The 1,232-nt window shown below is 66.6% G+C and carries 1 protein-coding gene; it reads left to right on the top strand.

What is annotated here, in order from left to right; genetic code table 11:
* Positions 1 to 87: 87 nt before the first annotated feature.
* Entirely contained in the window at positions 88 to 1,221 is a 1,134-nt protein-coding gene (locus ACFRMQ_RS40835; protein WP_380735996.1) for an IS630 family transposase, read from the top strand.
* The last annotated feature ends 11 nt before the right edge of the window (positions 1,222 to 1,232 follow it).

Raw genomic sequence — 1,232 nt, forward strand, 5'->3', positions numbered from 1 at the left:
CTAGTGCCGCATCAGACAACGTTCGCCCTCTTGTGACCAGGCGCCCGGGTGCTGCGGCTGGCGGCTCCGGGCGGTCAGAATGATCACGTGGCTGAACGCGTGCAGGTCCGGGAGATCGATGACGACGAGGGCAGACGGCTGCTGCGGATCATCCGCAGAGGCACCGGTTCGGTGGTGACCTGGCGGCGGGCCCAAATGGTGCTGCTCTCCGCCCAGCGCATGCCCGTGGCGAAAATCGCCGAGGTCACGTTCACCAGCACTGACCGCGTCCGGGACGTGATCCACAACTTCAACGCCGACGGCTTCGACTCGCTCTACCCGAAGTACAAGGGTGGACGGCCGAGGACGTTCACGCTGCCCGAGCGCCGGGAGATCAAGAAGATCGCCAAGTCCAAGCCGGCCGAGCACGGCCTGCCCTTCTCGACCTGGAGTCTGGCCAAGCTGGCCGACTTCCTGGTCGCCGAGGGGGTGGTCGACGACATCAGCCACGAGGGCCTTCGGGTCCTGCTCCGCGAGGAGGGCGTCTCGTTTCAACGCGTGAAGACCTGGAAGGCCTCTCGCGACCCCGACTACGCGGCCAAGAAGGCCCGGGTCGAACACCTCTACGCGATCGCCGACGGCGAGGTCATACCCGAGGAAGGCGAGCCCGAAGTCGTCTTCTGCCTGGACGAGTTCGGGCCGCTCAACCTCCAGCCCCACCCCGGCCGACAGTGGGCCGAACGCGGCGGGAGGCACAAGGACCCCGACCGCGAGCCGAGGCCGAGACGGCGGGCGACCTACACCCGCCCGCACGGGGTTCGGCACCTGTTTGCCGCCTACGACCTCGCCAAGGACCAGCTCTACGGCCACATCAAGAAGACCAAGAACCGCTCCAAGTTCCTGGAGTTCTGCCGCTACCTGCGCTCGCTGCACCCGGCGCACGTGCGCATCGCCATCGTCTGCGACAACTACTCGCCGCACCTGACGACGAAGCGCTGTCAGAGGGTCGGGACGTGGGCCGCGGCGAACAACGTGGAGATCGCCTACACCCCGACCAACAGCTCCTGGCTCAACCGGATCGAGGCCCAGTTCACCGCCCTGCGCTACTTCGCCCTCGACGGCACCGACCATGCCAGCCACAAGGAACAGGGCAGCATGATCCGCCGCTACATCATCTGGCGAAACAAGCACGCCGCCGACGAACGACTACGCGAGGTCGTCACCAGGGCGAACGTTGCCTGATGCGGCACTAG

The sequence above is a fragment of the Kitasatospora sp. NPDC056783 genome, from assembly GCF_042789895.1.
In the GTDB taxonomy this organism is placed as follows: Bacteria; Actinomycetota; Actinomycetes; order Streptomycetales; family Streptomycetaceae; genus Kitasatospora.